We start from the raw sequence: 25108 nt of genomic DNA, 5'->3' as shown, positions 1-25108 counted from the left end.
GCGTGTGCCGGTTGCCTGCCAGCACCGTACCCGGCATGTCCGAACATCGCCTTCCTGGGATACTCCCGGGACGGTGTGACGCCGGTCACATTTGTCGAATCCATCCCTCTAGAGCCCGCCGTTGTGCAAGTGGAGGTTAGAGGCCCCTGACGGATTCTGACGAATCGCGGCGCGTGGTGTCGTGCACTTGAGCCAAGAAGCCAGAACGGAAGGCGCGGCGCCAGGATGGCGCTCCAGGTATTGGGCGGCGACCCCGGCCAGATACGGGGCGTGAGCGGAGAACGCCTGACCGCCGGGCGCGGTCCGGCAGGCGCCGGAGGACGCGGCGCCGACGACGAAGACGCCCGATCGCACCAGCGACCGCGTGGCGGTGTCGAGCGCGGGGGAGTCGGACCCGTCGACGGCCACGTTCGCGACGGACGGGCCGTGGGCGTGCCTGCCGATCCAGTCCAGCCCGGCGAGCAGGTCGGCCAGGGTGCCGTAGCCAGCGCAGGAGAGCACCCGCACGGAGGCGATCCGGGCCTTGGGCGCCATGAGGTTGACACGCCGGGCGGCCTCGGTGCCGTGGCCGGCGCAGTCGTGCCCGGTGCCGCCGGTGGCGTCGAAGGCGCGCCAGGCCCGGTCGCCGAGCTCGGCCCGGGCCGCGTCCAGGCCGCTGTCCACGACGTACACGGTGGCGCCGGCGCCGCCGGCCCAGCGGGAGCGCGGGCGGGGTTTCCCGAGCGCCATGGGGCGGATCTCGCGGTCGGGCTCCACCGCGAGCACCCGCGGGTCCGACCGGAGCTCGGCCAGCTCGGCGGCGGTGAGGAAGGTGGCGAAGCCGGGCAGCGCGGCGGTGTAATAGCGCCGTACCCGCCACCGCACCTCGCCGACGAGATCGCGGGCGGCGCCGCGGCTGCGTGCCGTGACGATGAAGGGCCGGGTCGGCTCGGTGGGGGCGGGCCGCAGGGCGAGTCCTGACGCGGGCGTCATGGCGAGAGGAACGGCGGTCGTGGCGGCGGTGGCCACGGCCGCGGCGAGGTACACGGAGGGCAGGCCGAGTCGTCGGGGCACGAGTTACGAGGATGCCCGCCACGCGGCCCGCGCGGAGCCGTGACACGTTTCAGAGGACGCTTCTTTTACTGAAGGGGGCGTTAGCCCAGAACCTTTGCTACCTTGAGGATGCGGACAGTGACCAAGTTCGCACGCACTGCAATGACAAGGCGGCCGGGCCGGTCGTCTCAGGGCGCGGAGACCTCCAGGCGGTGGTCGGGTCTATGAAACGCCAAGCATCCCGTTTCACAACTCGCGGCGTCCGCGCCGCTGGTTCCCGCCGAGGGCGGGACGGGAATCCTCGACGTTCGCGGCGAGGTGCAGGTCAACTGGCGATGCGTTAGCCGAGCACTAGATCCAGGTAGTCGTTACCGAACAGGCGCCCCGGGTCGAGCCGGTCGCGCAGGGCCGTGAAGTCCGCGAAGCGGGGATAGACCTTGTTCAGGTAGGAGGCGTCCCTGGTGTGCAGCTTGCCCCAGTGCGGCCGCCCGTCCAGCCGCGTCATGATCTCCTCCACGCCCTCGAAGTAGGCGGGGTTCGGCGTCGGCCGGTAGATGTGGCAGGCGATGTATGCCGACGACCGCCCGTACGCGGTCGACAGCCACGCGTCGCTGGGCGGCGTGACCCGCACCTCCACCGGGAACGTGATCTTCCAGTCCATCCGGTCGATCAGGTCCCTGGTCTCGCGCAGCGCCTGGCCGAGGCGTTCGCGCGGCACCGCGTACTCCATCTCGAGGAAGCGCACGTCCCGCCGCGCCGTGAAGATCTTGTACGACGTGTCGACCGACTCCGAGTCGCCGAGCGCCGCCGCGCTGACGGCGTTGATCCGCGGGATCAGGCCGGGGAGGCGGCCCCCGAGCGCGCACGCCGCGCCGAAAAGGGTGTTCTCCAGGAAGACGTTGTCCAGCCAGTGCCGCAACGTGCCTGGCGGCCGGGCCGGTCCAGGGCTGCGGTTGTTGGTCTTGACCAGGCAGGCGTCGGTGTGCGGCAGCCAGAAGAAGTCGAGGTGCTCGTTCGCCGAGGTCAGCTCGTCGAGCGAGTCGAGCACCTCGCTGAGCGCCAGCTTGCGCCGCCGGTTGTGCAGGAGGAACGCGGGCTCCACCCGGAGTGTCACGGCCGTCAGCACCCCGAGCGCCCCCAGCCCGACCCTGGCCGCGTCGAACAGGTCCTCGCCCGGCCCGGCCGTCGTCACCGAGCCGTCGGCCAGCACCAGCTCCAGCTCGGCGACCTGGTCGGCGAGGCCGCCGCTGTCGCGGCCGGTGCCGTGCGTGCCGGTCTGGATCGCGCCCGCGACGGTCTGCTCGGTGATGTCGCCCATGTTGGCCAGGGCCAGGCCGCGCTCGTCGAGCAGCTCGTTCAGCACGCGGAGCGGGGTGCCCGCCAGCACGGTCACGCGGTCGTCGCCCCATGACCTGATCCCGGTGAGCGCGCCGGGGCGCAGCATGACGCCGTCGGTGAGGGCCACCCCCGTGAAGGAGTGGCCCGTGCCCACCATGCGGACCCGCCGCCCGGAGGCGGCGGCGTCGCGCACGGCGCGTACGACGTCCTCGACCGAGGCCGGCGTACGCACCTCGGCAGGGGTGCCCGACTGGTTACGCGCCCAATTCGCGAACGTCACGAGCACCCCTCCAGAGCATCGTTCGGTTAAACGCGAACGATACTCACTTCTCCCAGCCGGCGGGAACCGGGAAGATGTCGCCGGGCTGCAGGTTCTGCCCCTTGACGATCTCGGACACCGTCACGAGGTGGTAGCCCTTCTTCTGGAGCGACTTGATGAGGGCCGGCATCGCGTCCACGGTCTGCTTCACCCAGTCGTGCATCAGGATGATGCCGTTGGGCTGCGCGACCTCCATGGTCTTCTTCTTGATGGCGTCGACGTTCTTGCTGGACCAGTCCTCGGAGCCGGCGGTCCACAGGATCATCGGCATGCCGAACTCCGTGGCGACGTCGGCGACCTGCAGGTCGGCCAGCCCGTACGGCGGACGCAGCAGCTTGGGCTCGACGCCCGCCGCCTTCTTGACCGCGTCCTGGGTCTTCTTGATCTCGTTCCTGATGGTGCCCGCGTCCGACTTGGTGAAGTCGGGGTGGCTGTAGCTGTGGTTGCCGAGCTCGTGGCCCTCGGCGGCCATGCGCTTGACGAACGCGGGACGGCTCTTCACGTACTGGCCCTCGAGGAAGAACGTCGCCTTCGCGTCGTACTTCTTCAGCGTGTCGAGCAGCGTTCCCGCGTACTTGCCGGGCCCGTCGTCGAACGTCAGCGCGAGGCACTTGACCTGCTCGCAGTCGACGGGCGCGGCCTTCTTCGGGGCCTGTGCGAAGGCAGGCGCCGGGGCCAGGGTGACGCAAACTGCCGCGATAGCTAGAAGTGAACTGATTTGTCGGGACATAGGTAATGCTTCCAATGAGGTGGGTGTTGCGAGGGATGTCCCGACCGTAGCGGATCAACTCTTGGCGGGTGAAGGAGCCTCGGGAAGTCTCAGCAAACCCGAACCTCCGATGCCCACGACCGCGGCGAGGATCGCCGCCCCCCAGGAGAAGGCGTACGCGTTGGACGCGCCGAACAGCTCGGTGAGCCGCCCGCCGGCCCACGCGCCGACCGCCACGCCGAACCCGATCGAGGTCGAGATCCACGCCATGCCCTCGGTGAGCAGGGACGGCGGCACCAGCCGCTCGGTGAGCGAGAAGCCCGTGATGAGCGTCGGCGAGATGGCGAAACCGGCCAGGAACAGCGCCGCCGCCATGATCCACGCGTCACCGATGAACATGATCGGGATGAGCCCCACCACGAACAGCGCGAGCGTCCGCACGAACCGCCCGCGCAGCGAGATCTTCCACTCCCGCGACCCGAACCACAGCCCCGACACCATCGACCCGCCCGCGAACGCCGCCAGCAGGAACCCGGAGGCGCTCTTCGCGCCGTGCTCCTCGGCGAAGGCCACCGTGATCAGGTCGACCGAGCCGAACACGGCGCCCAGCGCCAGGTAGACGCACGCCAGCAGGGCGATGCCGGGGATCAGGATGGGCGTGCCCGCCGCCGACTTGACCGGCTGCACGGGCGGCTGGGTGCGCCGCTGGGCCGCCAGCGCGAGGGCGCCCAGGAGCATGCAGACCAGGGCCACGACCAGCCCCGCGTACGGGTTCACGGCGGTGGCCAGCACCGTGACCAGCGCGGGCCCGGTGACGAAGATGACCTCGTCCACCACCGACTCGAAGGCGAACGCGGTGTGCAGCTTGCCCGACCCGCCGTGGATGACCGACCAGCGGGCCCGCACCATCGAGCCCAGCGACAGCGAGGTGGCGCCCACGAGCAGGCCCGAGGCGTACAGCGTCCAGTCGGGCAGGTCGAACCCGGCGCACAGCATCAGCGCGACCAGCGCGAGCGCGTTGACGACGGCGAACGGCGGGATCACCCGGCCCTGCCCGAACCTGTCCACGAGCCGGCCCGACATGGGGGCGGCCACGGCGAAGGCCAGGTTGGTCATGGCGGCGACGCCGCCGGCGGTGGCGTACGACGAGGTGAGCGCGGAGACCAGCAGCACGACCCCGATGCCGAGCATGGACATCGGCATGCGGCCGATGAATCCCGCCAGGACGAATCCCTTGACGCCGGGCCCGTCGAACAATCCCCGGTAAGGCCCGACCACGCCGTTTCCCCCTTACTTGAGCCAAGTAACCATGGCGCACCGTATGTCCGGATGGCAAGTGATTTAGCGGCTGCGTGGGTTAACGTGTCCCGAGTGTCCGGTCTTCCCTCGTTGCGCGCGGTCATCCTCATGGTCGCCGCCGTGCTCGTGGTCACGGCCGCGGCCGGCGGAGTCGTCGTGATCCTGGGCGACGACCTGGTCAAAACGGCGAGCGAGCCGGTGCGCAGGAAGCCCACGCAGCGGCCGCAGCAGCCCTCGCCGCGCCTCGACCGGCTCGTGCCCACGGCGGCGCCGGTCAAGGAGCCGGTCAAGGAGTTCGGCCATGGCGGCCCCGGGATCACCGCGACGCCGCCGCGCGTGCTGGCCATCGCGGCGGGCGCGGTGCCGAAGAGCACGAGGTTCGCGCTCAGCGGGCTGAAGCACGTGCAGAAGGTGATCGTGGTGGACGCGGGCGCGGTCAAGGTGGCCGGCACCCCCCTGAACCTGCTGGCCGTCGACCCCGCCGACTTCCGCTCCTGGACGCCGCAGCCCGTCGCCGACCAGCCCGCCGTGTGGAGCGCGCTGGCCAGGGGCGAACTGGTGGCCGACGCGGGCGCGATGCGCAAGTTCGGGATGATCCTGGGCGCGATGTACCAGGTGGACGGCGGGCCCCGGCTGCGCGTGGCGGCCTCGGCCACGCTCGGGCTCGTGGGCGTGGACGGGCTGGTGAGCGCGGACCTGGGCAGGTCGCTGGGGTTCGCGCCGGGGGTCGCGGTACTGCTGCACGGCAAGGCCGGCAAGATCAGCGAGTCGGGCGTGCGCAAGGTGCTCGGCAAGGGTTCGCAGGTCGTCATGCTGGACGCGGCGCACCGTACGCCGAAGCAGCAGCAGAAGCCGCAGGCGACGGTGAACGTGGGCCGCCCGGGCAGCTACCTGGACCTCTACAGGGCGTCGGCCACCCGCTGCCCTGGGCTGTCGTGGACGGTGCTGGCGGCGATCGGGCAGGTGGAGAGCAGCCACGGCCGCAACAACGGCCCGTCCAGCGCGGGCGCGCTCGGGCCCATGCAGTTCATGCCCGCCACCTGGAAGCACTACGGCGTGGACGGCGACGGGGACGGCAAGGCCGACATCTGGAGCCCGTACGACGCGGTGCCCGGCGCCGCCAACTACCTGTGTGCCAACGGCGCCGGCCAGGGCGGCGAGAAGCTGCGCAAGGCGATCTGGTTCTACAACCACTCGTGGGACTACGTGAACAAGGTCATGGGCATCGCCGAGGCTTACGCCCGTACTTACGCCTGAGTGCGCCTGCGGGGCGGGGGGCAGCAGGTGAGCGCGCAGGGGACGGGCTCGGGCTCGTCCATCAGCTCGCGGACCATCTGGACGAAGCGCGGGTGCGTGCCGGCGGTCGCCGCCCGCTCCATGGGCAGCCCCAGCTCGGCGGCCACCTGCCTGGCCTCGGTGTCGAGGTCGTAGACGACCTCCATGTGGTCGGAGACGAACCCGATCGGCACCAGCACGACCGAACGGGCGTCCGTCTTGCGCAGGAAGTCGCAGACGTCCGGCTCCAGCCACGGCACCTGCGGCGGGCCGCTGCGCGACTGCCACACCAGGTCCCACGGCTGCGTGCGGCCGAGCGCCCGGCTGACCAGCTCGGCGCACCTGCGCAGCTGCGCCTCGTACAGGCCGCCGGAGGGGCCCGCGGTCTCGGCCATGGAGACGGGGATACTGTGGGCGGTGAACACCAGCCTGGCGTCGTCGCGGCCGAGCCGTTCGAGCGCCGCCCGGGTGTGGTCGGCCATCGCCTCCACGAACCCGGGGTGGTCGCCGAAGTGGCGCATCTTGACCAGCTCGGGGCCGTCCTCGACGGAGATCCTGGCGATGTCCTCGTAGTACTGGCGGCAACTTGAGTAGCCCGCGAACGCGGAGGTGGCGAACACGGCCGCCTTCCTGATCCCGTCGGCCTTCATCCGGCGGACGGTGTCCTCGCCGAACGGGTGCCAGTTGCGGTTGCCCCAGTAGACGGGCACGCCGGCGATCGGGCGCAGCGCCTCGACCAGGTCGCGGTTCTGCTGGTTGATCGGGCTGACCCCGCCGAAGCCCTGGTAGTGCTCGGCCACCTCGAGCAGCCGCTCGCGCGGCACCCCCCTGCCGCGCACGACGTTCTCCAGGAACGGCAGCACGTCGTCGGGACCCTCGGGCCCGCCGAACGACAGAACCAGCAACGCGTCGTAAGTTCCCACGTGACCACAGTATTGGGGTATGCGGGCGGTCTCCGCAGCGAGGGAAGGCAACGGCTCCCGAGCGACCGGGCACAGCCTCACGGAGTGAGGCCATGAACAGGTAGGTTCGATTGAGTGAGCGCATTCAATGACATACGCGACTACGTGGCCATCCCCCGGGTTCTCTCGCTGAAGCTCTCCCCCGACGGCTCCAGGTTGATCTCCACAGTCCAGTCACTCAACCCCGACGGCAAGTCCTACGGCACCGCGCTCTGGGCGATTCCGGTCGACGGCGAGCCCTACCGGCTGACCCGCTCGGCCAAGGGCGAGTCGGCCGCGGTCTTCACGGCCGCGGGCGACGTGCTGTTCACCTCCGCCCGCCCCGACCCCACCGTCAAGGACTCCTCCGACGAGGTGCCCGCGCTCTGGCTGCTGCCCCGCGCGGGCGGTGAGGCCCGCCAGGTGGCCACCCGCCCCGGCGGCATCGGCGCCGTGCGTACGGCGGCCGACGTCGTGGTGTTCTCCTCCGACGTGCTCGACGGCGAGGAGGCGGCCGACGAGGCCAGGCGCAAGGCCCGCAAGGACGCCGGGATCAGCGCCATCCTGCACGAGGGCTACCCGATCCGCTTCTGGGACCACGACCTCGGGCCGGGCCGCACCAGGCTGTTCACCGCCAGGCTCGGCGCCGACCGCCTGGAGGACGTGCGAGAACTGACGCCCGACGCGGGGGAGGCGCTGCGGGACGCCTCGTTCGAGCTGAGCCCGGACGGCGCCACGGTGATCACGACCTGGCGCACGTACCTGCCGAAGGGCGAGAGCCGTACCGACCTGGTGGCCATCGACGTGGCCTCGGGCGAGCGGCGCACGGTGCTCACCGAGGACGGCTTCGACTTCACGGGCCCGCTCGCGATCTCGCCCGACGGCTCCAAGGTGGCCTGCGCCCGCGAGCGGTTCACCGGGCTGGAGGTCTCGGCGCGCAGCGAGCTGTGGATCGCCGACGTGGCCACCGGCGAGGGCCGAGCGTACGCGCCCGACCTGTTCCCCTCGGGCGTCGAGTGGGCGCCGGACTCCGCGGCCGTCTACATCGTGGCCGACCACCAGGGCCGCCGGCCGGTCTTCCGCGTCCCGCTGGACGGGGAGAGCACCAGGCTCACCCTGGACGACGCCGCGTACGCCGGGCTCAACGTCTCCTCCGACGGCGGCTCCGTCTACGCGCTGCGCAGCGGCCTCGCCCTCGCCCCCGGCCCGGCCAGGATCGACGTGGCCGGCGGCGAGATCGTCGACCTGCCCTCGCCCGCGCCGCGCCCCGAGGTGCCGGGCACGCTGACCGAGATCTCCGCCACCGCCGACGACGGCGCCACGGTCCGCGGCTGGCTCGCGCTGCCCGAGGGCGCCTCGGCCGACGAGCCGGCGCCGTTCGTGCTGTGGATCCACGGCGGCCCGGTCGCCTCGTGGAACGACTGGCAGTGGCGCTGGCAGGTGTGGCTCATGACCCAGCGCGGGTACGCCGTGCTCATGCCGGACCCGTGCCTGTCCACCGGCTACGGGCAGGAGATGATCGACCGCGGCTGGGGCAACTGGGGCCCGCGCACCCAGGCCGACCTCGACGCGATCGTCGACGTGGCCCTGGCCAGGGACGACATCGACAGCGAGCGCATCGGCGCGATGGGCGGCTCGTACGGCGGCTACATGGCCAACTGGCTCGCCGGCCACAGCGACCGCTACAAGGCCATCGTCACCCACGCGTCGCTGTGGAACCTCGACCAGTTCGCCGGCACCACCGACGCCTCCATGTACTGGCAGCGCGAGTTCGGCGAGCCCGGCTCCGAGCGGTACCAGCTCCTGTCGCCGCACAACTCCCTCGACAAGATCACCACCCCGCTCCTCGTCATCCACGGCGACAAGGACTACCGCGTGCCGATCGGCGAGGGCCTGCGGCTCTGGTGGGACCTGCGGCGCAGCGAGGTCGAGTCGAAGTTCCTGTACTTCCCCGACGAGAACCACTGGATCCTCAAGCCGGGCAACATCGTCGCCTGGTACGAGACCGTGTTCGCCTTCCTCGCCCAGCACGTGCTCGGCGAGGAGTGGAAGCGTCCGGACTCGGTGGCCTGATGACGGAGTTCCTGAGACTGGCCGAGGACATCGCGCGCGAGGCGGGCGACATGCTGCTCGCCAAGCGGCCCACGATGTCCGAGGAGATCGAGACCAAGTCCAGCCCCACCGACGTGGTCACCGCGCTGGACAAGGCGTCGGAGGAGCTGATCCGCGAGCGCATCCTGGCCGCCAGGCCCGGCGACAGGATCCTCGGCGAGGAGGGCGGGGAGGAGCCCGGCGATTCGGACGTGCGCTGGGTCGTCGACCCGATCGACGGCACCGTCAACTTCCTGTACGGCCTGCCGGACTGGGCGGTGTCGATCGCCGTCGAGGTCGACGGCCAGGTCGTGGCCGGGGTCGTCAACCTGCCGGCGCGCGGCGAGGTCTACACGGCGGCGCTCGGCGAGGGCGCCTGGCTCGGCGCGGAGCGGCTGCGCTGCAACACGGGCGTGCCGCTCGCGCAGGCGCTGGTGGCGACCGGGTTCGGCTACGGGGTGAGCAGGCGCGCGATCCAGGGCCAGGTGGTCGCGGCGGTGCTGCCCCGGGTGCGGGACATCAGGCGCGGCGGCTCGTGCGCGATCGACCTCTGCTCGCTCGCGGCGGGCCGCGTGGACGCCTACTACGAGCGCGGCATCAACCCGTGGGACTACGGCGCGGCCGGCCTGGTGGCGACCGAGTCGGGGGCCAGGCTCGAAGGGCTGCACGGCAGGCCGGTGAGCCCGGAGTTCGCGATCTGCGCGGCGCCGGGGCTCTTCGAGGAGCTGCACGAGCTGCTGGCGGCGCAGAACCCGGAACGGGACGCCTGAAAGCGAACGGCCGGAGCCCTCGGGGGCTCCGGCCGTCCGCGCTTGGTCAGCGGGGCAACGGGATGCCGTGATCGTCGGCCAGCCTGCGCAGGTCCTCGATCTCGGCGGTGAGCGTGTCAGCGAGATATTCGTCGCCGACGCTACGGGCCTCCCGAAGGCCCTTATAAGCCTGGTCGAGGCGGTGTTCGATCGTGGTCGTGAACTCGCCCATCTCACCTACTCTCTGGGGTCCGATCCATGCTCTTGGGCGAAGTACGCCCAATGCCGGGTGATGGCCGGGCAATGGGTGTCCCGCAGGCATACCCCGGCCCGTCGCACTCCGAAACATGAATTTTGTGCTGCTCTCCCTGACCGGGGGGTCACCCACCTCTGAACATGCCTTACCGTGCGCTTATCGAGGCTGTGGACAGAATGAGTGACCAGAATCGGAGAGAGGTGCATCAGGCGTGCGGGTGCTGGTGGTTGAGGATGAGCGGGTGCTCGCCGACGCGATCGCGACCGGGCTGCGGCGCGAGGCCATGGCGGTCGACGTCGCCTACGACGGGGGCGGCGCCCTCGAGCGGACCTCCTACATCGACTACGACGTGATCGTGCTGGACCGCGACCTGCCGGTCGTCCACGGCGACGAGGTGTGCCGTCGCCTGGTGGAGCAGCGCAGCGCCTCGCGGATCCTGATGCTGACCGCGTCGGGCGACGTGGACGACAAGGTGGAGGGTCTCGGCCTGGGGGCCGACGACTACCTGGCCAAGCCGTTCGTGTTCATCGAGCTGGTCGCCAGGGTGCGCGCGCTCGGCCGCCGCTCCGCGCCCGCCCTGCCGCCCGTCCTGGAGCGCGCCGGCATCCGGCTCGACCCGGGCAAGCGGCTGGTGGAGCGCGACGGCAAGGAGGTCGTGCTGACCAAGAAGGAGTTCGCGGTGCTCGAGGAGCTGATGCGGGCCGAGGGCGCCGTGGTCAGCCAGGAGGACCTGCTGGACAAGGCCTGGGACGAGAACATCGATCCCTTCACGAACGTGGTCCGCGTGACCATGATGACGCTGCGGAAGAAGCTGGGCGAGCCTCAGGTGATCGAGACTGTGCCCGGGGTTGGGTACAAATTGTGACGGAGAGGTCTGAGGAGCTCCAGGCGGGGCCGACGCATCCGATGATCAGCCCCCATTCGGCCAGGAAGGCGACGCGCGTGCAGCAGGCGCCACCCCCCAGCGGGCCGCCCGCCTGGGACGGCCCGCCGCCGCCCGCCGGGCAGTCGCCGGTGCAGCGCACGCCGATGGAGCGGATGAAGGAGCTGCCCGCCAAGGTCAGCATCCGGTGGCGGCTGACACTCACGTACGGCGCGCTCGTCTTCGTGGCGGCCGCCGTGCTGCTGGCGTCGGTCTACATGATCGTCGGCTCGGCGATCACCTGGGCGTGGCCCACCATCGACCTGGGGCTGCCTCCGGCCCAGGACGCCGCACTCCAGAGCGCCTGGCACAACTGGCAGACGCTGGCGATCCAGCGCGCGCGGGACGCGCTGTTCGGCAACTCCCTGCTCGCGCTGCTGGGCGTCGGCATCCTGGCGCTGATCATCGGCTACTTCGTGGCCGACCGGGCGCTGCGACCGGTGGCCCAGATGACGGCGACGGCGCGCAAGCTGTCGGAGAGCACCCTGGCCCACCAGCGCATCGACCTGCAGGGCCCCAACGACGAGCTGAAGGAGCTGGCCGACACGTTCGACGCCATGCTCACCCGGCTCAACGTCGCCTTCGACACCCAGCGCAGATTCGTGGCCAACGCCTCCCACGAATTGCGAACTCCCCTCACGATTAACCGGACCGTCCTGGAGATCGCCCTGTCCGATCCCGAGGCGTCCGAGGATCTCAAAGCGCTCGGCCGCACCCTTCTCGAAGTCAACGCGCGTAACGAGAAGCTCATCGAGGGACTGCTGTTGCTGGCGAGGAGCGAGCGCGAACTCGCCGTACGCAAACCGCTCGATGTCCGGGAAGTCGCTCAGACGGCCGTGGAACAGGTGACGGCCTTCGCCGAGGAGCACGGGGTAACCGTGACGGCCGAACTGGTCAGCGCGCCTACCATAGGCGACCCGGTGCTCCTGGAGCGGTCGGTCAGCAACCTCCTGGAGAACGCGGTCAAGTACAACATTCCCGAAAACGGAAAAGTATGGATCCAGACGGGAATGGCGGACGGTGCCTTGGTTGTTCAGGTGGCCAACACAGGGCAGCATGTCCCGGCGTACGAGGTGAACAGCCTGTTCGAGCCCTTCAGGAGGCTCCACGCGGACCGCGTGGATTCGGCCAAGGGATCGGGGCTCGGGCTGTCCATCGTTCGTGCGGTGGTTCAGGCTCACGGTGGAAATGTGGCCGCGGTGCCACGCGATGGTGGAGGGCTCGTCGTGACCATTCGGCTCCCGAGGCGCTGAGGTCGTGTTGCTCTGGCGCCTTCGTCCGTGTGTTGAGGCGTGGGGGGCGTCTCATTCACGCCGCACATGTGGTTGGATGTGCCGTCGAACACGGTGGTGCATGGCGCCAAGGCTGTGGGTTTCGCCATATTTGGCTAACCATTGCCGACGGCAGCAGGCCCTGACGTGTTGGGAGGTTCGTCGTCCGTTCCCGCGGGGTACCGATGGGAAATCTCCCCGGCGGAACGGGCACAAGATGGGCTTCCTGGACGTTAGAAGACGCGCGATGAGCGCGAGGACATATAGATGAGGGGGATGGAGTAACCACAATGGCTACCGACTACGACAGCCCACGCAAGACAGACGACGACCTGGGGGAGGACAGCCTCCAGGAGTTGCAGGCGCGGCGTACCGACAAGTCGTCTGGCAGCATCGACATCGACGAGACCGACCTGGCCGAGTCGCTGGAGCTGCCCGGTGCGGATCTGTCGAACGAAGAGCTCTCCCTGCGGGTGATCCCCCGCCAGGCCGACGAGTTCACCTGCTCGCGCTGCTTCCTGGTGCACCACCGTAGCCAGCTGGCCTCCGAGAAGAACGGCCAGCAGGTCTGCCGGGAGTGCGCCGCCTAATCGACTGGAGCGAAATGCTCGGGGTAGGGAGACCAAGCCCGGCCTTGAGCGATCGCGACCATGAGGACGGAGGCAACGCGTGGCCGTACCTGAGCAGGACAAGCAACCAGACAACGAGGTCGCCGACCCCGAACGCGAGGTCGGCGAGCTCGTGGGCAAGCTCACCGCGCCCGGCGAGCTTGAGCCGGCCGAGCGGCGCAGGCTGCTCGGCCGACTAGCCCGCGCACTGTCCGACGGGGCCAAGAAGGCGCGCGCCACGGGCGCGGGCCGGGGGCGCTGGCTGGCGGACGTCTTTCTCAACATCGCGCCTCGCATCCCGATCCGGGATCTGCACACCCTGTCCGAGCACCATCACGGCCTGACCGGCGAGCAGCTCGCCGACGACCTGGTGCGCACCGCCCAGAAGGCCACGATGACGGTCGGCGCCATCGGCGGAGCGCTCGCGGCGGCAGAGTTCGCCGCACCGCCCCTTCTGCTCTCCGCCCCCGCGCAGCTCGTCGCCGAGACCATCGTCGTCGCCGCCATCGAGGTCAAGCTCCTGGCCGAGCTGCACGAGGTCTACGGCGTACGCGTCGAGGGCTCGGGCACCCAGCGCGCGGTCGCGTTCACGGCCGCATGGGCCAAACAACGTGGCATCGACCCCCTCACGCCCACGTCCGTCTCGCTGGCGCTCGGCGCGGCCACCAAGACCGCCCTGCGCAACCGTCTCCTGCGGACGCTCGGCCGCCACCTGACCACGCTCGGCCCGTTCCTCACGGGAGCCATCGCCGGCGGCGCGCTCAACCGCCTCGCCACCAAGAAACTCGGCGAGGCCGTACGCAACGACCTGCGCGTCAAGCTGCCCCCGGGGAGCGGGACACCCGAGGTCGACCCCCGGCGGCGGGACGAGTTAGACCCGTAGGCCGGTGAAGGTCATCTTGAGCAACGCGTCGGCCAGGTCGTCCGCCGAGGCCCCGCGCGCCGGTTTGTACCACTCGGTGATCGAGTTGACCGCGCCGAACAGCAGCCGCGTCACCAGCGCCGGATCCACGTCCGGCCGGATGCTGCCCTCCGCCGCCGCCTCCTTGACCAGGCGGCTGATGAACCTGTCGAACTCCCTCCGCCGCTCCAGCGCCGCCTGCTCGGTGCCGCTGTTGCCGCGCACCCTCAGCAGCAGCGTCACGTACGGCAGCCGGTCCACGAGGATGCGCACGCTCTGCCGTACCGCCCACTCCAGGCGGTCGATCGCCGGCCCCGAGGCGGCGCGCTCGTCGGCCACCACCGCGAACAGCCCGTCGAGCGCCCGGTCCAGCGCCCGCGCGAGCAGCTGCTCCTTGCCCGGCACGTGGTAGTAGATGGCCGACTTGGTCACGCCGAGCGCCCTGGCCAGGTCCTCCATGCTCGTCCCGTCGTAGCCCCGCTCGTTGAAGACGCCGACGGCGGTGGACAGCACGGACTCCGGATCGTGTCCGCGCCTGCGCTGACGGGTGGGGGTCGGAGGGGCCATGTCTTAATTATCCCGCTTGTCGATGACTCGTTTGAGCTTGCCGACCGAGCGCTCCAGCGTCTCCGGATCCACCACCTCGACCTCCACGCTCACGCCGACGGTGTCCTTGACGGCCCGGCGCAGCGCCTCCCCGGCCTCCCCACGAGCAGCGAGGCCCGGGCGGGCCTCCACCCTGACCGTCATCACGTCGAGCCGCCCCGGGCGGGTCAGGTGGAGCTGGAAGTGCGGTGACAGGCCCTCCACGCGCAGCACCTGCTCCTCGATCTGGGTCGGGAACACGTTCACGCCGCGCAGGACGATCATGTCGTCGGTGCGGCCCGTCACCTTCTCCATGCGCCGGAACGCGGGCCTGGCGGTGCCCGGCAGCAGCCTGGTCAGGTCGCCGGTGCGGTAGCGGATGACCGGCATGGCCTCCTTGGTGAGGCTGGTGAAGACCAGCTCGCCCGCCTGCGCGGGCTCTCCCGTGAAGGGATCGACGGTCTCGGGGTAGAAGTGGTCCTCCCAGACGTGCAGGCCGTCCTTGGTCTCGACGCACTCGTTCGCGACGCCGGGGCCGATCACCTCCGACAGGCCGTAGATGTCCACGGCGTGCAGGTCGAAGCGGTCCTCGAGCTCCGCGCGCATGCGCTCGGTCCAGGGCTCGGCGCCGAAGATCCCGATCCGCAGGGAGGACGCGCGGGGGTCCAGGCCCTGCCGCTCGAACTCGTCCAGCAGGGCCAGCATGTACGACGGCGTGACCATGACGATGTCGGGCCGCAGGTCGGTGATGAGCCGGACCTGCCGGGGCGTCATGCCGCCGGAGACCGGCACCACCGTGCAGCCCAGCCGCTCGGCCCCGTAGTGGGCGCCCAGCCCGCCGGTGAACAGGCCGTACCCGTAGGCCACGTGTACGAGGTCGCCGGGCCGGCCGCCGGAGGCGCGGATCGAGCGGGCCACGACCTCCGCCCAGACGTCGAGGTCGTGCCTGGTGTAGCCGACCACGGTGGGCGTGCCCGTGGTGCCGCTGGAGGCGTGGATCCTGGCCACCCGCTCGCGCGGGACGGCGAACATGCCGAACGGGTAGGTGTCGCGCAGGTCCTGCTTGGTGGTGAAGGGGAACGCGGCCAGGTCCGCGAGCTCCTTGCAGTCGCTCGGATGCACCCCCGCCTGGTCGAATTTTTGCCGATAAATCGGGACATGTTGGTAAGCGTGGGTGAGTGTCTGCTGGAGCCGTTCCAGCTGGATCGACATGAGTTCGTCGCGGGACACCCGTTCGACGGGGTCGAGATCTTCCGGCGCGGGGGGATCGCCGAGTCTCATCAGCCCTCCACCTGTCTCAGCTCTCTGCTTCGGCCGCGGAACTCGGCGACCACCCGGCCGTCCGCCCCGCGCACCGTGATGTCGTAGATGCCGCTGCGGCCGTAGCGGGTGCGCTCGGCGGCCTCGGCCACCAGCACGTCGCCCGCGTGGGCCGGGGAGACGAACGTGATCTCCGCGCCCGCCGCCACCGTCACCGGGCCGTGGCTGTTGCAGGCGCAGGCGAACGCGGTGTCGGCCAGCAGGAACACGTAGCCGCCGTGGCACAGGTCGTGCCCGTTGATCATCTGGCCGGTCACGGTCATCCGGCACACCGCCCGGCCCTCGCCCAGCTCCGTCAGCTCGATGCCCAGGGCGGCGGAGGCGGTGTCGGCGTCCATCATGCGACGCGCGGTCTCCAACGCAGGTCTCCCTTGTCAACTGACCGAATGTTCGGTAAACACTTCACCGTCCGGTCCATCCCTGTCAAGAGGGTGAACACCATGTTCGAGCAGCACCGCGAGACTCTCGAGAAGGCGCTGTCGGCCATCGCCGAACGGGGATACTGGAGCGCCTATCCCGAGTCGCCGAGCCCGCGCGTCTACGGCGAGGGGGCGGCCGAGCGGGGCAAGGAGGCGTTCGAGTCCTACCTCGGCAAGCCGTTCCCCCTCGACCAGCCAGGCACCGGGTCCTGGATCGGCGCCGAGCGCTCCCCGTACGGCATCGATCTCGGCGTCACCTATCCGCAGCCGCTCGTGGACGACCTGATCGCCGCGGCCGAGGCGGCGCTGCCCGCCTGGCGCGACGCTGGGCCCGAGGCCCGCGCGCTGGCCTGCGTCGAGATCGTCGACCGGATCAACCGGCGCAGCTTCGAGCTGGCCAACGCGGTGCAGCACACGACCGGGCAGGCGTTCGTGATGGCCTTCCAGGCGGGCGGGCCGCACGCGCAGGACCGCGCGCTCGAGGCCGTCGCGTACGGCTACGCGGCCATGACCTCCTCGGCCGCGAGCGCCCGCTGGGAGAAGCCGGCCAAGGGCGAGCCGCTGGTCATGGACAAGCGCTTCACGGTCGTGCCCCGGGGCGTCGCGCTGGTGATCGGCTGCAACACGTTCCCGACCTGGAACGCCTACCCGGGGCTGTTCGCCTCGCTCGTCACCGGCAACCCGGTGATCGTCAAGCCCCATCCGCGGGCCGTGCTGCCGCTCGCCATCACCGTGCTGATCGCCCGCGAGGTGCTGGCCGAGGCGGGCTTCGACCCCGGGCTGGTCTCGCTCGCGGTGGAGGAGGGGCAGGGGCTGGCCAGGACCCTCGCCACCCACCCCGCCGTCCGCGTCGTCGACTTCACCGGCTCCACGGAGTTCGGCGACTGGCTGGAGCGCAACGCCCGGCAGGCGCTCGTGCACACCGAGAAGGCGGGGGTCAACACCATCGTCGTCGACTCGACCGACTCCTGGCGCGGCATGCTGGGCAACCTGGCGTTCTCGCTGTCGCTCTACAGCGGCCAGATGTGCACGGCGCCGCAGAACCTCCTCGTGCCGGCCGGCGGGATCGAGACCGACGAGGGGCACAAGAGCTTCGAGGAGGTCTGCGCCGGGCTGGCCGGCGCCGTCGGCAGGCTGCTCGGGGACGACGCCCGCGCGGTGGAGCTGACCGGGGCCATCGTCAACCCCGACGTGCTGGCCCGGGTGGAGGCGGCGCCATCGCTGGGCGAGGTGGTGCTGGAGTCGCGCGCGGTGAAGCACCCGGCCTTCCCGGACGCGGTGGTGCGGACGCCGGTGATCGTGAAGGTCTCGCCTGACGATTCCGAGGTCTACGGGCGGGAGCATTTCGGGCCGATCGCGTTCGTCATCCCGATGGGGTCGGCGCAGGAGAGCCTGGAGGTGCTGCGCCGCACGCCCCAGGCCCGCGGGGCGCTCACGGCCGCCGTCTACTCGACCTCCGCCGAGGTGCTCGACCAGGCCGAACGCGCCGCCCTCGACGCGGGGGTGAACCTGTCGTGCAACCTGACGGGCGGCGTCTTCGTCAACCAGTCGGCGGCGTTCAGCGACTACCACGGCACGGGCGCCAACCCGGCCGCCACGGCCTCCCTCACGGACCCGGGCTACGTGGCGGGCCGCTTCCACATCGTCCAGACCCGCCGCCCGGCGTGACCCCCGGGTGGGGGGAGAGGGGCCGTGAGAGCGGGAAGGGGTTGTGGCGGGTGCTGACCGCGTTGCGGGAGGAGTGGTGATGGCCAAGCCGTTCGCCTCGTCGGCCGATCTCGGCGAGAAGAAGCAGTCCATGGAGGTCCTGGCCGAGGGCGTGTACGCGCTCACGGCAGAAGGCGATCCGAACGTGGGCGCCATCGAGGCCGAGGACTTCCTCGTCTGCTTCGAGGCGCTCGCCACACCCGTGGCCGCCCGCGAGTGGCTGGCCAGGCTGCGGGAGCACACCGACAAGCCGATCAGGTACCTGGTGCTGTCGCACTACCACGCCGTCCGGGTGCTGGGCGCGTCGGCGTTCGGCGCGGACGTGATCGTGACGCACGACAAGACCCGCGAGCTGATCGCCGAGCGCGGCGAGCAGGACTGGGCCAGCGAGTACGCCAGGATGCCCCGACTGTTCAAGGAGCCCGGGTCGATCCCGGGCCTGACGTGGCCGACGGCGACGTTCAGCGACACGTTCACCATCGACCTGGGCGGCGCCCGGGGCGACCTGGTGCTGGCCTACTGCGGGCGCGGCCACACCGAGGGCGACCTGGTGGCCTGGCTGCCGAAGCGACGGATCATGTTCGCCGGCGACCTCGTCGAGTCCCAGGCCGCCCTCTACACCGGCGACGCCTTCCACCTCGACTGGTCCGCCGCGACGCTCGACAAGATCGCGTCGTTCGGGGCGGAGACGCTGGTCGGGGGCCGGGGCGCGGTGGCGCGCGGCCGGCAGGGGGTGGACGCGGCCATCGCGCAGACGCGCGACTTCCTCACCGTGATGCTGCGCGAGGTCGGCGCGGCGGGCTCGCTCAAGGAGGCGTTCGAGCGCACGCACCGGGCGCTGGAGCCCCAGTACGGGTCCTGGCCGATCTTCGAGCACTGCCTGCCGTTCAACGTCTCCAGGCTCTGGGACGAGCTGCACGGCGTCGAGCGCCCGCGCATCTGGACCGCCGAGCGCGACCGCGAAGTCTGGGACCAGCTCCAGTCATGAACGCCCCGGCCGAAGCGCAGGTCATCGTGGTCGGGGCGGGGCCGGTCGGGCAGAGCGCCGCGCTGCTGCTGGCCCGCTGGGGCATCCAGGTGCTGGTGCTCGACCGGCGGGCCGGGCGCGACTCCACCGGGTCGAAGTCCATCTGCCAGCAGCGCGACGTGCTCGACATCTGGGCCGCCGCCGGCGCGGGCCGGATCGCCGAGGAGGGCCTGGCCTGGACCACCGCCCGCACCTACTACCGCGACCGCGAGCTGCTGTCCTGGTCGTTCGAGCGCGAGGGCCCGCTGCCGGCGTGCGTGAACATCTCCCAGACCCGCACCGAGCAGATCCTGGACGAGGCGATCGCGGCGCAGCCGCTCATCGAGGTGCGCTGGGACCACGAGGTCACCGGCCTCGACCAGGACCCCTCGGGGGTGACGGTCCGCTGCGGCCAGCGGTCGCTGCGTGCCTCCTACGCGCTGGTCTGCGCGGGTGCCAGGGCCCAGCGGGTACGCCAGGCGCTCGGCGTCTCGTTCGACGGGGAGACGTTCGACGACCAGTTCCTCATCTGCGACATCAAGGCCGACCTGCCCGGCTGGGAGAACGAGCGCCGCTTCTACTTCGACCCGCCGTGGAACCCGGGCCGCCAGGTCCTGATCCACCCCTGCCCGGGCGGCACGTTCCGGATCGACTGGCAGATCGCGCCCGACTTCATCCCAACAAAAGCCGATATTTTGGGAAAAGTCGGGCAGATCATCGGCGACCGCCCCTATGACCTGCTCTGGCACAGCACGTACCGCTTTCACTCCCGCATCGCCTCCCGCATGCGCGTCGGCCGGGTCCTGCTGGCCGGCGACAGCGCCCACCTGGTGGCCCCGTTCGGCGCCAGAGGGCTCAACTCCGGCGTGCCCGACGCCGAGAACGCGGCCTGGAAGCTGGCCTTCGTGCTCAACGGCTGGGCGGGGGAGGGGCTGCTGGAGTCGTACCACGCCGAGCGGCACGCGGCCGCGCGGGAGAACCTCGAGGTCACCGCCGCCACGATGCGCTTCCTCGCGCCCAGGACCGTGGCGGAGCGCATGCGCAGGCGGGCCGTGCTGGAGGGCGGGCTGGTGGCGGAGGTGGACTCGGGCCGGTTCGCCGAGCCGTTCTGGTACGTGGACTCGCCGCTGACGACCCCCGAGCCGACGCGGCCGTTCGGGGGCAGGCCGCCCAAGGGAGCGCTGTGCGTTCCGGCGCCCGGGGTGATCCTTCCGGACGTGGGAGTTCCGGGCGGCAGATTGCGGGAGTTCTGTCGTGACGGATTTCTCGTGTTGTTGGGTGATATGTGCGATTCGAGTTTGTTTGCGCAGGTCTTGGGCAAGGTCATTACGGCGCCGCTCGCCGTGCGCGGGCTCGCGGAGATCGATGGGACCGGCTCGCTCGCTGAAAGGCTCGGCGCCGGACCGGATGAGGCATGGCTCATCCGGCCCGATTCCCACATCGCCGCGATCATCCCCCATGCGGGTCCCGACTCGGTGGCGGCCGCCGTCCGCCGCGTGCTCGGTGAACAATAGGAGGAACTGCGTGACTGGCCGGAGCTCGTTTCTGATCGTCGCCAACCGGTTGCCGGTGGATCGGACGCTCGAGCCTGACGGGACGGCCTCGTGGCGCAGGAGCCCTGGCGGGCTCGTGACCGCGATCGCACCGGTGATGAAGCGCCGCCACGGAGCCTGGCTCGGCTGGCACGGAGCCCCCGACGAGAAGCTGGAGCCGTTCGAGCAGGACGGCATGAACCTCATCCCGGTCCCGCTGTCGGCCGGTGAGGTGGAGCTGTACTACGAGGGCTTCTCCAACGCCACGCTCTGGCCGCTCTATCACGACGTGGTGGCGCCGCCCGTGTTCGACCGGGCGATGTGGGACACCTACCGCGCCGTCAACGAGCGCTTCGCCAACGCCGCCGCCGACGCCGCCGAGAAGGGCGCGGTGGTCTGGGTGCAGGACTACCAGCTCCAGCTCGTCCCGGCCATGCTGCGCAGGCTCAGGCCGGACCTGCGGATCGGGTTCTTCCTGCACATCCCGTTCCCGCCGACCGAGCTGTTCTGGCGGCTGCCGTGGCGCAAGGACCTCGTCGAAGGGCTGCTCGGGGCCGACCTGGTGGGCTTCCAGCTGCCCGGCGGGGCCTCCAACTTCCGGCGGTTGTGCCGCAGGCTGCTCGGGCTGCCGTACAAGGGGAACGAGATCTTCCTCGACGACCGGGTGGTGACGACGCAGGCGTTCCCGATCTCGGTGGACTTCGGGCAGCTCGACTCGCTGGTGCGCGACCCGCAGATCATGGCGCGGGCCAAGGAGGTCAGGGCTGAGCTGGGCGATCCCGAGCACGTGCTGCTCGGCGTCGACCGGCTCGACTACACCAAGGGCATCGGGCAGCGGCTGGAGGCGTTCGGCGAGCTGCTCAAGGACGGGCGGCTGAAGACGAACGAGGCCGTGTTCGTGCAGATCGCCACGCCCAGCAGGGAGCGGGTGGAGGAGTACAAGCGGCTGCGCGACGATATCGAGCTGCAGGTCGGCCGGATCAACGGCGAGCACGCCCAGCTCGGCTACCAGCCGATCCAGTATTTCCACCAGTCGTACGACCACGCGGAGCTGGCCGCCCTCTACCTGGCCGCCGACGTCATGGTCGTGACCCCGCTGCGCGACGGGATGAACCTGGTCGCCAAGGAGTACGTCTCCTGCCACCACGACCTGCACGGCGCGCTGGTGCTCAGCGAGTTCGCCGGGGCGGCCGACGAGCTGCGCCAGGCCTACCTGGTCAATCCGTACGACGTGGAGGACGTCAAGCGGCAGATGCTGGCCGCGATGCGGGCCACGCCGCACGAGCTGGCCCGGCGGATGCGCACGATGCGCCGCCGGGTCGCCACCTACGACGTGGACCGCTGGGCCAACGAGTTTCTCACTGCCCTTGAGTCACCTGCTTCACAGACTTCCACGCGTCGTAACGCTTCTTGGCGGTCCGGTTGACCACGATCTGCGCCACCGACATGCCGACACCCATGAGCACGGCGTAGCCGATCGCCTCCCCCATGCTGACCTCGGGCGAGTCTGTGTCGAGCGGCGGCTCCTTCCCGGTCGCCTTCACCCAGACGAACCCGAGGACCTTCCTCGCCGCCCAGCCGGTCGCCAGACCGACCAGACCGCCGATCAGACGCCAGGCGACATCGGGCTTGTCCTCCGCCATGTCGATCTCCCTTCCCCTCTGTAACGAACACTAGTCTGTACCGCTTGCCGGGCCTGCGAAGCCGTACCATATGGAGGCATGACTCAACAGCGACTACGCCATGCATCCATGCCGGAAAAGCCGACCCTCGACGGCTTGGAGCAGGTATGGGTAGCTCGCTGGGAGGACGAGGGCACCTACCGTTTCGACCGGTCCGCCTCGCGCGAGCAGGTCTACACCATCGACACGCCGCCGCCGACCGTGTCCGGCTCCCTGCACGTCGGTCATGTCTTCTCCTTCACCCACACCGACATCATGGCCCGCTACCAGCGGATGATCGGCAAGTCGGTGTTCTACCCGATCGGCTGGGACGACAACGGGCTGCCCACCGAGCGGCGGGTGCAGAACGTCTACGGCGTGCGCTGCGACCCGTCGCTGCCCTACGACCCTGACTTCGTGCCACCGGACAAGCCCGGCAAACGTGAGATCGCCATCTCGCGACGCAATTTCGTGGAGCTGTGCCACCAGTTGACCGCCCTCGACGAGCAGGCGTTCGAGGAGGTCTGGCGGCGGGTCGGCCTGTCGGTCGACTGGTCGCTGCTCTACACCACGATCAGCGACGAGGCCCAGGCGGTCTCCCAGCGCGCCTTCCTGCGCAACCTGCTGCGCGGCGAGGCCTACCTCGCCGAGGCGCCGACGCTGTGGGACGTCACCTTCCGCACCGCCGTCGCCCAGGCCGAGCTTGAGGACCGGGAGTGGCCGGGCGCGTTCCACAAGATCTCGTTCTACGGCGAGAAGGGCCCGGTCTTCATCGAGACGACCAGGCCCGAGCTGATCCCGGCCTGCGTGGCGCTGGTCGCCCACCCCGACGACGAGCGCTACCAGCCGCTGTTCGGCACGTCGGTGCTGACGCCGCTGTTCGGCGTGGAGGTGCCGGTGCTGGCCCACCGGCTGGCCGAGCCCGACAAGGGCACCGGCATCGCCATGATCTGCACGTTCGGCGACATCACCGACGTCACCTGGTGGCGGGAGCTGCACCTGCCGACCCGGCCGGTCATCGGCTGGGACGGGCGGCTGCTGGCCGAGGCGCCGGAGGGCGTGGAGGGGGAGCCGTACAAGGAGCTGGCCGGCAAGACCGTGCACAGCGCCCGCGAGCGGATCGTGGAGCTGCTGCGGGAGTCCGGCGACCTGGAGGGCGAGCCGAGGCCCGTCTCGCGCGCGGTCAAGTTCTACGAGAAGGGCGACCGGCCGCTCGAGATCGTCACCACCCGCCAGTGGTACATCCGCAACGGCGGGCGCGACGAGGAGCTGCGCGAGCGGCTGCTGGGGCGCGGGCGCGAGCTGACGTGGCACCCGCCGCACATGCGCGTGCGCTACGACAACTGGGTCGAGGGGCTGACCAGCGACTGGCTGATCTCCCGCCAGCGCTTCTTCGGCGTGCCGTTCCCGGTGTGGTATCCGATCGACGAGTCGGGGCAGCCCGTCCACGACGCGCCGATCGTGCCCACGGAGGACATGCTGCCGGTCGACCCGTCCTCCGACGTGCCGCCCGGCTACACCGAGGACCAGCGCGGCGTGCCCGGCGGGTTCATGGCCGACCCCGACGTGATGGACACCTGGGCCACCTCGTCGCTGACGCCGCAGATCGCGGGCCGCTGGGAGAGCGACGACGACCTGTTCAAGCGCGTCTTCCCGGCCGACCTGCGGCCGCAGGCCCACGAGATCATCCGCACCTGGCTGTTCTCGACCGTGGTCAGATCGCACTACGAGTTCGGCCAGTTGCCGTGGAGCGACGTCGCGATCTCGGGCTGGATCCTCGACCCCGACCGCAAGAAGATGTCCAAGTCCAAGGGCAACGTGGTCACCCCGCTCGACCTGCTCAAGCAGCACGGCTCCGACGCGGTGCGCTACTGGGCGGCCAACGGCCGCTACGGCGTGGACACCGCGTTCGACGCCGGGTAGCTCAAGATCGGGCGGCGGCTCGCGATCAAGATCCTCAACGCGTCCAAGTTCGTCCTCGGCCTGGCCGAGAGCGACGGGCCAGGATCGAACACGGTCACGGAGCCGCTCGACCTGTCGATGCTCGCCGGTCTGGCCGACGTCGTGCGCGAGGCCACGGAGGCGTTCGAGGGCTACGACCACACCAGGGCGCTGGAGGCCGTGGAGCGCTTCTTCTGGGCGTTCTGCGACGACTACCTGGAGCTGGTCAAGGCCAGGGCCTACGAGTCCGGTCCGGGCGCCGCCTCCGCCCACGCGGCGCTGCGGCAGGCGCTCGACGTGCTGCTGCGGCTGTTCGCGCCGTTCCTGCCCTTCGTGACCGAAGAGGTGTGGTCGTGGTGGCGCGAGGGGTCGGTCCACCGGGCCCCGTGGCCCGCTCTGCCGCGCGGGGCCGGCGACCCGGCCGTGCTGGCCGTGGCGTCCGAGGTGCTCGGTCAGGTGCGCAAGGCCAAGTCCGAGGCCAAGCTGTCGATGCGGGCCGAGGTCTCCAGGCTGACCGTTTGGGCGCCCGAAGTCGGGCTTGTCCGCCAAGCTCAGGACGACCTTTGTGCCGCAGGCACTGTGGAGGAGTTCGTCTTGGAGTATGGTGACGAGCTGAAAGTCGAGGTCCACCTGGGCTGACGTCCGGATGGCAGGACGCCGGGCCGCCCCTTCGCGGGGCGCCCGGCGTCCGTGCGTTCAGGGGTCCCGGGTGACGTCGCGGTGCACGGCCAGGAAGATCGAGTACGCCTGCCCGTCCGGCGGCTGCCGCCCGCGAAACTCCTCCAACAGCTCCTCCAGCCGCCCGCGCAGCTCCGCGTGCCCCTCGGGGGTGAGCCTGAGCCCCAGCCTGACGAGGTCGGCCCGCTCGAGGTCGATGAGCCTGCTCTCCTCCAGGAACGCGTCGAGCATCGCCGCGCTGCCCCCGCTCACGCCGCTCTCGCGGACGTCCATCTCCCACGACTTGCCGGTGGCCCGGTAGGGGATCTCCGTGGAGCCGCGCGGCCCCGGCCGGCTGGGCTCGGCGGCCAGGAAGCCCGTCTCCACGAGTTTGCGCACGTGGTGGAGGGTGGTGGCCGGGTTGGCGTCGAGGCGGCCGGCGATCTCCTTGTTGGTGAGCGCCTGGTCGAGACAGAGCCGCAGGATGCGCAGCCGTACGGCCGAGGCGAGCGCGCGGGCCTCGGCCTCGGTGGCGGGGCGGCGTTGGGTGCCCATGGACCGTCACCCTA

22 protein-coding genes and 1 pseudogene are annotated in these 25108 nt (G+C 70.6%); 12 read left to right on the top strand and 11 right to left on the bottom strand.

All coding sequences use genetic code 11. The annotated features are described in order from the left end of the window. Positions 1 to 108 precede the first annotated feature (108 nt). From H4W80_RS20560 to H4W80_RS20545, 4 genes are all read right to left on the bottom strand, one after another. Entirely contained in the window at positions 109 to 1053 is a 945-nt protein-coding gene (locus H4W80_RS20560) for a S8 family serine peptidase (protein WP_192786572.1), read from the bottom strand. Positions 1054 to 1372: 319 nt separating this feature from the next. Next, the gene (locus H4W80_RS20555) at positions 1373 to 2650 is read right to left on the bottom strand and encodes a D-arabinono-1,4-lactone oxidase (protein ID WP_192786571.1); all 1278 of its coding nucleotides are present in this window, start codon (positions 2648 to 2650) and stop codon (positions 1373 to 1375) included. A gap of 43 nt (positions 2651 to 2693) precedes the next feature. Next, positions 2694 to 3419: a polysaccharide deacetylase family protein gene (locus H4W80_RS20550; protein WP_192786570.1), complete on the bottom strand. Its 726-nt coding sequence runs from the start codon at positions 3417 to 3419 to the stop codon at positions 2694 to 2696. Between the two features lie 54 nt (positions 3420 to 3473). Then, a complete protein-coding gene (locus H4W80_RS20545) occupies positions 3474 to 4676 on the bottom strand; it encodes an MFS transporter (RefSeq protein ID WP_192786569.1) in 1203 nt (400 codons plus the stop codon). Between the two features lie 93 nt (positions 4677 to 4769). On the opposite strand from H4W80_RS20545, the gene H4W80_RS20540 reads away from it, so the two are divergent. Next, positions 4770 to 5954 (top strand): lytic transglycosylase domain-containing protein, encoded by a 1185-nt coding sequence (locus H4W80_RS20540; RefSeq protein ID WP_192786568.1) that lies wholly within the window; start codon positions 4770 to 4772, stop codon positions 5952 to 5954. Here the strand turns inward: H4W80_RS20540 and H4W80_RS20535 are convergent. Then, complete coding sequence (locus H4W80_RS20535) at positions 5945 to 6895, bottom strand: ferrochelatase (protein ID WP_192786567.1); 951 nt, start codon at positions 6893 to 6895, stop codon at positions 5945 to 5947. The genes H4W80_RS20540 and H4W80_RS20535 overlap by 10 nt on opposite strands. Positions 6896 to 7009: 114 nt before the next feature. On the opposite strand from H4W80_RS20535, the gene H4W80_RS20530 reads away from it, so the two are divergent. Beyond that, complete coding sequence (locus H4W80_RS20530; protein WP_318786967.1) at positions 7010 to 8986, top strand: S9 family peptidase; 1977 nt, start codon at positions 7010 to 7012, stop codon at positions 8984 to 8986. Then, the gene (locus tag H4W80_RS20525; protein ID WP_192786566.1) at positions 8986 to 9774 is read left to right on the top strand and encodes an inositol monophosphatase family protein; all 789 of its coding nucleotides are present in this window, start codon (positions 8986 to 8988) and stop codon (positions 9772 to 9774) included. The genes H4W80_RS20530 and H4W80_RS20525 overlap by 1 nt, the downstream gene beginning before the upstream one ends. A gap of 46 nt (positions 9775 to 9820) precedes the next feature. Here the strand turns inward: H4W80_RS20525 and H4W80_RS20520 are convergent, their stop codons facing one another. After that, positions 9821 to 9985, bottom strand: coding sequence for a hypothetical protein (locus tag H4W80_RS20520; protein WP_165959788.1), 165 nt, complete (start codon positions 9983 to 9985; stop codon positions 9821 to 9823). 235 nt (positions 9986 to 10220) lie between these two features. On the opposite strand from H4W80_RS20520, the gene H4W80_RS20515 reads away from it, so the two are divergent. The 4 genes from H4W80_RS20515 (at position 10221) to H4W80_RS20500 (ending at position 13693) form a co-directional block, all read left to right on the top strand. Further along, the gene (locus H4W80_RS20515) at positions 10221 to 10874 is read left to right on the top strand and encodes a response regulator transcription factor (protein WP_125646423.1); all 654 of its coding nucleotides are present in this window, start codon (positions 10221 to 10223) and stop codon (positions 10872 to 10874) included. Positions 10875 to 10915: 41 nt separating this feature from the next. Continuing rightward, positions 10916 to 12184, top strand: coding sequence for a sensor histidine kinase (locus H4W80_RS20510; RefSeq protein WP_192793631.1), 1269 nt, complete (start codon positions 10916 to 10918; stop codon positions 12182 to 12184). A 308-nt stretch (positions 12185 to 12492) separates the two neighbouring features. After that, on the top strand, positions 12493 to 12792 hold the full coding sequence (locus H4W80_RS20505; RefSeq protein ID WP_020542847.1) for a DUF4193 domain-containing protein: 300 nt from the start codon (positions 12493 to 12495) through the stop codon (positions 12790 to 12792). Positions 12793 to 12871: 79 nt separating this feature from the next. Next, positions 12872 to 13693, top strand: coding sequence for a hypothetical protein (locus tag H4W80_RS20500; RefSeq protein WP_318786965.1), 822 nt, complete (start codon positions 12872 to 12874; stop codon positions 13691 to 13693). On the opposite strand, the gene H4W80_RS20495 is transcribed toward H4W80_RS20500, so the two are convergent. The 3 genes from H4W80_RS20495 to paaI are packed head-to-tail and all read right to left on the bottom strand — an operon-like array spanning position 13682 to position 15957. After that, positions 13682 to 14278, bottom strand: a complete 597-nt coding sequence (locus H4W80_RS20495) for a TetR/AcrR family transcriptional regulator (protein ID WP_192786565.1) — start codon at positions 14276 to 14278, stop codon at positions 13682 to 13684. The genes H4W80_RS20500 and H4W80_RS20495 overlap by 12 nt on opposite strands. A gap of 3 nt (positions 14279 to 14281) precedes the next feature. Then, positions 14282 to 15577, bottom strand: coding sequence for a phenylacetate--CoA ligase PaaK (gene paaK / locus H4W80_RS20490; protein WP_192786564.1), 1296 nt, complete (start codon positions 15575 to 15577; stop codon positions 14282 to 14284). Continuing rightward, positions 15577 to 15957: a hydroxyphenylacetyl-CoA thioesterase PaaI gene (gene paaI, locus H4W80_RS20485; protein WP_192793629.1), complete on the bottom strand. Its 381-nt coding sequence runs from the start codon at positions 15955 to 15957 to the stop codon at positions 15577 to 15579. The genes paaK and paaI overlap by 1 nt, the downstream gene beginning before the upstream one ends. 99 nt (positions 15958 to 16056) lie before the next feature. Between paaI and paaN the strand changes: the two genes are divergently transcribed. The 4 genes from paaN (at position 16057) to H4W80_RS20465 (ending at position 21706) form a co-directional block, all read left to right on the top strand. Continuing rightward, positions 16057 to 17703, top strand: a complete 1647-nt coding sequence (paaN, locus tag H4W80_RS20480; RefSeq protein ID WP_192786563.1) for a phenylacetic acid degradation protein PaaN — start codon at positions 16057 to 16059, stop codon at positions 17701 to 17703. 79 nt (positions 17704 to 17782) lie between these two features. Further along, complete coding sequence (locus H4W80_RS20475) at positions 17783 to 18730, top strand: MBL fold metallo-hydrolase (RefSeq protein WP_192786562.1); 948 nt, start codon at positions 17783 to 17785, stop codon at positions 18728 to 18730. Further along, positions 18727 to 20262, top strand: coding sequence for an FAD-dependent monooxygenase (locus H4W80_RS20470; RefSeq protein WP_192786561.1), 1536 nt, complete (start codon positions 18727 to 18729; stop codon positions 20260 to 20262). The genes H4W80_RS20475 and H4W80_RS20470 overlap by 4 nt, the downstream gene beginning before the upstream one ends. 10 nt (positions 20263 to 20272) lie before the next feature. Then, the gene (locus tag H4W80_RS20465; protein ID WP_192786560.1) at positions 20273 to 21706 is read left to right on the top strand and encodes an alpha,alpha-trehalose-phosphate synthase (UDP-forming); all 1434 of its coding nucleotides are present in this window, start codon (positions 20273 to 20275) and stop codon (positions 21704 to 21706) included. On the opposite strand, the gene H4W80_RS20460 is transcribed toward H4W80_RS20465, so the two are convergent. Next, a complete protein-coding gene (locus tag H4W80_RS20460) occupies positions 21639 to 21923 on the bottom strand; it encodes a DUF4235 domain-containing protein (protein ID WP_192786559.1) in 285 nt (94 codons plus the stop codon). The genes H4W80_RS20465 and H4W80_RS20460 overlap by 68 nt on opposite strands. A gap of 108 nt (positions 21924 to 22031) precedes the next feature. On the opposite strand from H4W80_RS20460, the pseudogene valS reads away from it, so the two are divergent. After that, positions 22032 to 24521 (top strand): annotated as a pseudogene (gene valS / locus H4W80_RS20455) (valine--tRNA ligase). 57 nt (positions 24522 to 24578) lie between these two features. Here the strand turns inward: valS and H4W80_RS20450 are convergent. Next, complete coding sequence (locus H4W80_RS20450; RefSeq protein ID WP_192786558.1) at positions 24579 to 25094, bottom strand: ArsR/SmtB family transcription factor; 516 nt, start codon at positions 25092 to 25094, stop codon at positions 24579 to 24581. Between the last annotated feature and the right edge of the window lie 14 nt (positions 25095 to 25108).

This window comes from Nonomuraea angiospora (assembly GCF_014873145.1).
GTDB lineage: Bacteria > Actinomycetota > Actinomycetes > Streptosporangiales > Streptosporangiaceae > Nonomuraea > Nonomuraea angiospora.
This window is presented reverse-complemented; position numbering and strand designations above follow the sequence as displayed.

What these genes read in the sequence shown, in the direction of transcription:
- paaN (WP_192786563.1), top strand. Translation starts at nt 16,057, where the DNA reads ATGTTCGAGCAGCACCGCGAGACTCTCGAGAAGGCGCTGTCGGCCATC.
- H4W80_RS20450 (WP_192786558.1), bottom strand. Translation starts at nt 25,094, where the DNA reads ATGGGCACCCAACGCCGCCCCGCCACCGAGGCCGAGGCCCGCGCGCTC.
- H4W80_RS20510 (WP_192793631.1), top strand. Translation starts at nt 10,916, where the DNA reads ATGATCAGCCCCCATTCGGCCAGGAAGGCGACGCGCGTGCAGCAGGCG.
- paaK (WP_192786564.1), bottom strand. Translation starts at nt 15,577, where the DNA reads ATGAGACTCGGCGATCCCCCCGCGCCGGAAGATCTCGACCCCGTCGAA.
- H4W80_RS20550 (WP_192786570.1), bottom strand. Translation starts at nt 3,419, where the DNA reads ATGTCCCGACAAATCAGTTCACTTCTAGCTATCGCGGCAGTTTGCGTC.
- H4W80_RS20495 (WP_192786565.1), bottom strand. Translation starts at nt 14,278, where the DNA reads ATGGCCCCTCCGACCCCCACCCGTCAGCGCAGGCGCGGACACGATCCG.
- H4W80_RS20520 (WP_165959788.1), bottom strand. Translation starts at nt 9,985, where the DNA reads ATGGGCGAGTTCACGACCACGATCGAACACCGCCTCGACCAGGCTTAT.
- paaI (WP_192793629.1), bottom strand. Translation starts at nt 15,957, where the DNA reads ATGATGGACGCCGACACCGCCTCCGCCGCCCTGGGCATCGAGCTGACG.
- H4W80_RS20475 (WP_192786562.1), top strand. Translation starts at nt 17,783, where the DNA reads ATGGCCAAGCCGTTCGCCTCGTCGGCCGATCTCGGCGAGAAGAAGCAG.
- H4W80_RS20460 (WP_192786559.1), bottom strand. Translation starts at nt 21,923, where the DNA reads ATGGCGGAGGACAAGCCCGATGTCGCCTGGCGTCTGATCGGCGGTCTG.
- H4W80_RS20525 (WP_192786566.1), top strand. Translation starts at nt 8,986, where the DNA reads ATGACGGAGTTCCTGAGACTGGCCGAGGACATCGCGCGCGAGGCGGGC.
- H4W80_RS20470 (WP_192786561.1), top strand. Translation starts at nt 18,727, where the DNA reads ATGAACGCCCCGGCCGAAGCGCAGGTCATCGTGGTCGGGGCGGGGCCG.
- H4W80_RS20505 (WP_020542847.1), top strand. Translation starts at nt 12,493, where the DNA reads ATGGCTACCGACTACGACAGCCCACGCAAGACAGACGACGACCTGGGG.